Here is a 4944-nt window from a genome sequence, read left to right as displayed (position 1 = left end):
CTCACCCTCCCGCGCCTGGCGGCGCGGGCCCCTCCCTCTCTCGAAGAGAGAGGGATTCAACGCCCGTCCCTTTACGAGCGTTCGCCGCGCAGCTTGGCGTTCAGCGCCAGGCTCTCTTCCATCCGCGCCAACTGTTCCGGCGTCGCGGGCGTCTGATGTTTCGCCTTCCACTCGGCGGCGGGCATGCCGTGGACCGCTTCTCGGGCGGCCTCCTTGCTGATCGCGCCGTCGGAGGCCTCGCTGACCCAGTCGCCCAGGCAGTTGCGGCAGAAGCCAGCCAGGCCCATCAGGTCGATGTTCTGGGCGTCGGCGCGCATCCGCAGGTGCTCGACCAGACGACGGAAGGCGGCGGCGGCGTGGCGGTCTTCGATCTCGATGGTCATGGGTCGTTCCAAATCTCGTGTCATCCCGGCCGCAGCGTAGCGGAGAGCCGGGACCCAGGGGGAACCGCAGTGCGCAGGCCCCTGGGTCCCGGCTCTGCGGCCCGCAAGCGGGCCTCCGGCCGGGATGACACGGAAAAGCGTGAGTTTCGAGCCTAGAGATTCCCATCTTTCAGCGCGAGAGTGCGCATCCTCTTTCGACAGGATTCGACCATGGACTTCTCGCGGCTTCGCACGACCAGCAAGGTCACCACCGAGTGGACCTATCCGCAGGGCGCGCCGCTGCGCACGGGCTGGCTGCGGGTCGACACCGCGCCGGACCACGAGCTCTATTGGGAAGAGTACGGCCGGGCCGACGGCGAGCCGGTGATGTTCCTGCACGGCGGGCCGGGCGGGGCCTGCGCGCCGGTGATGTCGCGCTTCTTCGATCCGGATCGCTATCGGGTGATCCTGTTCGACCAGCGCGGCTGCGGCAAGAGCCGCCCGACCGTGGCCGCCGACGGACCGCGGAAGGCCCTGGCCCACAACACGACCGACTATCTGGTCGCCGACATCAACGCCCTGCGCGACGAACTCGGGATCACGGGGAAGATGCATGTCTTCGGCGGCAGTTGGGGCAGCACCCTGGCCCTGGTCTACGCCATCCGCAATCCGGATAAGGTGGCCTCGCTGATCCTGCGCGGCATCTTCCTGGGGTCGAAGGAAGACCTGCTCTACATGTACCAGGGCAATGCGGCGACGTTCGCCGACAAGCCCTACGGTCTGACCGAACCCGGCGCCTACATCGCCTATCCCGATGAGTGGAAGGCCTTCGTCGAGGTCATTCCGGCCGAGCTGCGCGACGACATGATGGGCGCCTACAAGGCGATCTTCGACAGCGTTCCCACCACCGAGCCCGAGCGCCAGCGTCAGCTGCAGGCGGCCCTGGCCTGGTCGGTCTGGGAAGGGACGATCTCGAACATGATCCCGGCCGCCAGCGACCCCGGCAAGTTCGGCGAGGCCGCGTTCGCCCTGAGCTTCGCCCAGATCGAGGCCCACTTCTTCGCCCACGACCTGTTCCTGAAGGAGGGCGAGATCACCGACGGCGTCGGGGCGCTCAAGGACGTGCCGGTCCACATCGTTCACGGACGCTTCGACCAGGTCTGCCCGCTCACCCAGGCCTCGCGCCTGGTCGAGGCGCTGGAGAAGGCCGGAACCCCGCCCGCGACCTACGTCATCACCGACGCCGGCCACAGCGCCATGGAGGGCCAGACGGTGCTGGCGCTGACGGCGATCATGGACGGGCTGCCGAGGGTCTAGGGATCACGAACGCGCGGGCGGCGGAACGAGCGGGGCCGTTCCCGGGTTGAACGGGCATGGATCAACCTCGCGAGGTCACCCGCATGTCGCCGCCCGTCCAAAAGCCGCCCGTCGGCGCTCTACGCCATTGCGGCGTGGCCGTCCTGGCGCTGTGCGTGGGGATCGGGGCGGCCGACGCGGCGGTGGCGGGCAAGCGCCAAAAGACGCCCCAGACCTCCTCCGAGGCCAACACCGACAACCTCGGTTCGGCCGTCGTCGCGCCGCTGCGGGACATCAATGTCATGCGGTCCGAGATCCCCGACCTGCTGAAGAAGGCCGTGGTCGATCCCTACGCCCCGCCCAAGACCGGCTGCGCGCCGCTGAGGGGCGAGATCCAGCGGCTCGACGCCGTGCTGGGCGACGACTACGACGACCCCAAGGACGACGACAAGGACGAGAGCCTGTCGCGGCCGGTCCTGGGCGTCGTGGCCAGCACCATCACCGACGTTATCCCGATGCGCGGCTGGGTTCGCCGCCTGACCGGCGCCGAGCGCCATGACCAGCGGGTCCGCGAGGCGATCAAGGCCGGCTTCGTGCGGCGCGGCTATCTGAAGGGCCTGATGAACGCCGGGACCTGCCAGGGCGACCGCACGGTCTTCGTCACCGCCAAGGCCGCGCCGAAGCCGCCGCTGGTCGCCGCCGAGGCCGTTCCGGTCCAGGTCGCCGCCGCGCCCGTCCCGCCGCCGCCGCCCGTGCAGGCCCCGCTGGCGCCCTTCACCAACATCACGCGTGTCGCGACCGCCGATGCCGCCTCGGGCGTCCAGTAGGCCCTCAGCCGCGCACGAAGATGTTCCTTAGCCACTGGGCGCCGGCCTTGGCGGCCTGGCCCCAGTCCTCGTCCTCGTCGACGGCCTCGGGCTTGTAGGTCCAGGGGTTGAGCAGCTTCAGGCGCGGGACCTTGGCGAAGGCGGCCGTGTCGCCGGTCGCCAGGGTCAGGCCGTGCTCCAGGGCGGTCGCGGCCAGCAAGGCGTCGCGGCCGTCGGCCAGCGGCACGCTCGCGCGGCGGCAGACCACGGCGGCGTCGATCGGCAGAATGCGCCCCTCGAAGGCGCGGGCGACGCGGTTGTCCAGCCATTCGCGAAGGGCGGGGCCTTGCGTCTTGTCCTTGCGCTCGGCGCGCGCGATCGCGGTCTCCAGCTCCAGCAGGGTCAGGGCCGAGACGAACAGGGCCGTCCGCGCCGCGCCGGTCGCCCAAGCGGTCAGCGCCGCGTCGGCCCGACCGCCCTTGGCCTCGCGCAGGGCGTGGACGACTTCGGTGTCCAGGAGGTGCATCAGCGCTCCCAGGTCTCGGACGCGCGTGCGGCCTTGAGGTCCAGCGGGGGCAGGGGCGTCGGCATGGCCAGCATGTCGACGATCGTCTCGGTCTGGCCGGTCAGCCGGCGATAGGTCTCGATGCTGATCAGCACGTGGGTGGGCTTGCCGCGGTCGGTGACGAACACCGGCTCGAGTCGCGCGGCGCGCTTGGCCTGGCTGACGTCCTGATTGAACTCGCGGCTGGTGAGGACCTTCATCGCGGGCTCGCGGGGCTGGAATGACAGGGCTGTCTGTAGGTACGTTACTACATAGTGCTGTTCCAGCAACAGAAAATTCACCAGCAAAAACAATCTTCTGACGCGCGCGTCAAAAATGCTTTCCGGGGATTGCGCGGGCGGCCGTTCTCTGGTCGGCATGGCGACAAGGCGAAAAGCCAAGACGATCCGCTAGGGGGCTAACACCTGTGTCCGACCTGCTTGCCGACACGCTGAAGACAGCGTCAGAGATCCTGTCGCCGCACGGTCCGGCGACGGCGGCGGCGGCGCACAGCTACGCCCCGAACGACTTCTCCATCCATTTCTTCCTGCAATTGGCCGTGATCCTGCTGGCCTGCCGCGTGGTCGGGTGGCTCGGCAAGAAGCTGTTGGCCCAGCCGCAGGTGGTTGGCGAGATGATCGCCGGCGTGATCCTGGGCCCGTCGCTGCTGGGCCTGCTGTTCCCCGACTTCCAGGCGGCCCTGTTCCCCAAGGAGACCAAGAACGTCCTCTATGTCGGCGCCCAGCTGGGCGTCGGGCTCTACATGTTCATGGTCGGGACCAGCTTCCAGGCGGGCCACTTCAAGGCCAAGGCCAAGAGCGCGATGAGCGTCTCGTTCGCCGGCATCGCCGCGCCGTTCCTGATCGCCGCGATCATCACGCCGTTCCTGCTGAAGGTCCCGGGCCTGTTCGCCGCGGGCATCAGCCAAGCCAACGCCACCCTGTTCATGGGCGCCTGCATCGCCCTGACGGCCTTCCCGATGCTGGCCCGGATCATCAACGAGCGCGGTCTGGCCAAGACTTCGCTGGGCACGCTGTCGCTGACGGCCGGCGCCTTCGACGACGCGGTGTCGTGGTGCGTGCTGGCCCTGGTGCTGGCGACGTTCGGCGGCGGGCCGGGCCTGGCGATCCTGGCGATCGGCGGCGGCCTGATCTACGTCGCCTTCATGGTCCTGTTCGGCAAGCGCGTCCTGGCGCCGCTGGGCCGCATGGTCGAGCGTGACGGCGAGATGAGCCTGACCGTCCTGGCCCTGACGCTGATGGCCTTCTGCCTGTCGGCCTTCGTGATGGACGCCGTCGGCATCCACGCCATCTTCGGCGGCTTCCTGCTGGGCGTCTTCATGCCGCGCGGCCTGTTCGTCGAGGAGCTGAAGAAGAAGGTCGAGCCGATCGTGGTCGTGCTGCTGCTGCCGATGTTCTTCACCTATTCGGGCCTCAACACCCGGATGGACATGGTCAACTCGCTGGAGCTGCTGCTGATCGCCCTGGGGATCCTGGTCGCCTCGGTGCTGGCCAAGTGGGGCGCCTGCTACGCCGCCGCCCGCCTGACCGGCGAGAACCACGCCACGGCCATGGGCATCGGCGCCCTGATGAACTCGCGAGGCCTGATGGAGCTGATCATCATCAACATCGGCCTGCAGAAGGGCATCATCGGCCCGACCCTGTTCTCGATGCTGGTGCTGATGGCGATCGTCACGACGGTGATGGCGAGCCCCTTGTTCGAGGTCGTCTACGGCAAGAAGGCCCGCGCCAGCGGCGAGCTGGACGCGGTGCCGGAGGGCGTGGGGGCGTAAGAGCGCCTTGCCTTCAATCTCCGTGTCATCCCGGCCGAAAGCCCGAAGGGCTGAAGAGCCGGGACCCAGGGGCGGCCGCGGTGCATTGGCCCCTGGGTCCTGTGTATTGCGATGTAGGTCAAGCGTTGGCTTGATGGTTGGCGG

At 68.6% G+C, this 4944-nt stretch carries 7 protein-coding genes; 4 read left to right on the top strand and 3 right to left on the bottom strand.

Annotation, left to right across the window (positions count from 1 at the left end):
- Positions 1-71: 71 nt before the first annotated feature.
- Positions 72-383, bottom strand: coding sequence for a DUF1244 domain-containing protein (locus AX690_RS17480; RefSeq protein WP_066685850.1), 312 nt, complete (start codon positions 381-383; stop codon positions 72-74).
- Between the two features lie 12 nt (positions 384-395).
- Here AX690_RS17480 and AX690_RS23425 point away from each other — a divergent pair, with 12 nt between their 5' ends.
- Genes AX690_RS23425 through AX690_RS17470 form a run of 3 tightly spaced genes read left to right on the top strand, consistent with a single transcriptional unit; the run spans position 396 to position 2485 of the window.
- Positions 396-539: a hypothetical protein gene (locus AX690_RS23425; protein WP_369798223.1), complete on the top strand. Its 144-nt coding sequence runs from the start codon at positions 396-398 to the stop codon at positions 537-539.
- A 54-nt stretch (positions 540-593) separates the two neighbouring features.
- The gene (pip, locus tag AX690_RS17475; RefSeq protein WP_066685849.1) at positions 594-1679 is read left to right on the top strand and encodes a prolyl aminopeptidase; all 1086 of its coding nucleotides are present in this window, start codon (positions 594-596) and stop codon (positions 1677-1679) included.
- 56 nt (positions 1680-1735) lie between these two features.
- Entirely contained in the window at positions 1736-2485 is a 750-nt protein-coding gene (locus AX690_RS17470; protein ID WP_156449717.1) for a hypothetical protein, read from the top strand.
- Positions 2486-2489: 4 nt separating this feature from the next.
- On the opposite strand, the gene AX690_RS17465 is transcribed toward AX690_RS17470, so the two are convergent.
- Entirely contained in the window at positions 2490-2990 is a 501-nt protein-coding gene (locus AX690_RS17465) for a PIN domain-containing protein (RefSeq protein WP_066685846.1), read from the bottom strand.
- The gene (locus AX690_RS17460) at positions 2990-3229 is read right to left on the bottom strand and encodes a type II toxin-antitoxin system Phd/YefM family antitoxin (RefSeq protein ID WP_066685844.1); all 240 of its coding nucleotides are present in this window, start codon (positions 3227-3229) and stop codon (positions 2990-2992) included. Before AX690_RS17460 ends, AX690_RS17465 begins: the two co-directional genes overlap by 1 nt.
- 206 nt (positions 3230-3435) lie before the next feature.
- Between AX690_RS17460 and AX690_RS17455 the strand changes: the two genes are divergently transcribed.
- Positions 3436-4800: a cation:proton antiporter gene (locus AX690_RS17455; protein WP_082769722.1), complete on the top strand. Its 1365-nt coding sequence runs from the start codon at positions 3436-3438 to the stop codon at positions 4798-4800.
- The last annotated feature ends 144 nt before the right edge of the window (positions 4801-4944 follow it).

Source organism: Caulobacter sp. CCH9-E1 (genome assembly GCF_001556515.1).
Lineage (GTDB): Bacteria > Pseudomonadota > Alphaproteobacteria > Caulobacterales > Caulobacteraceae > Caulobacter.
Note: the sequence above shows the minus strand (reverse complement) of the source record. Positions and strands in the feature narration are given on the sequence as shown.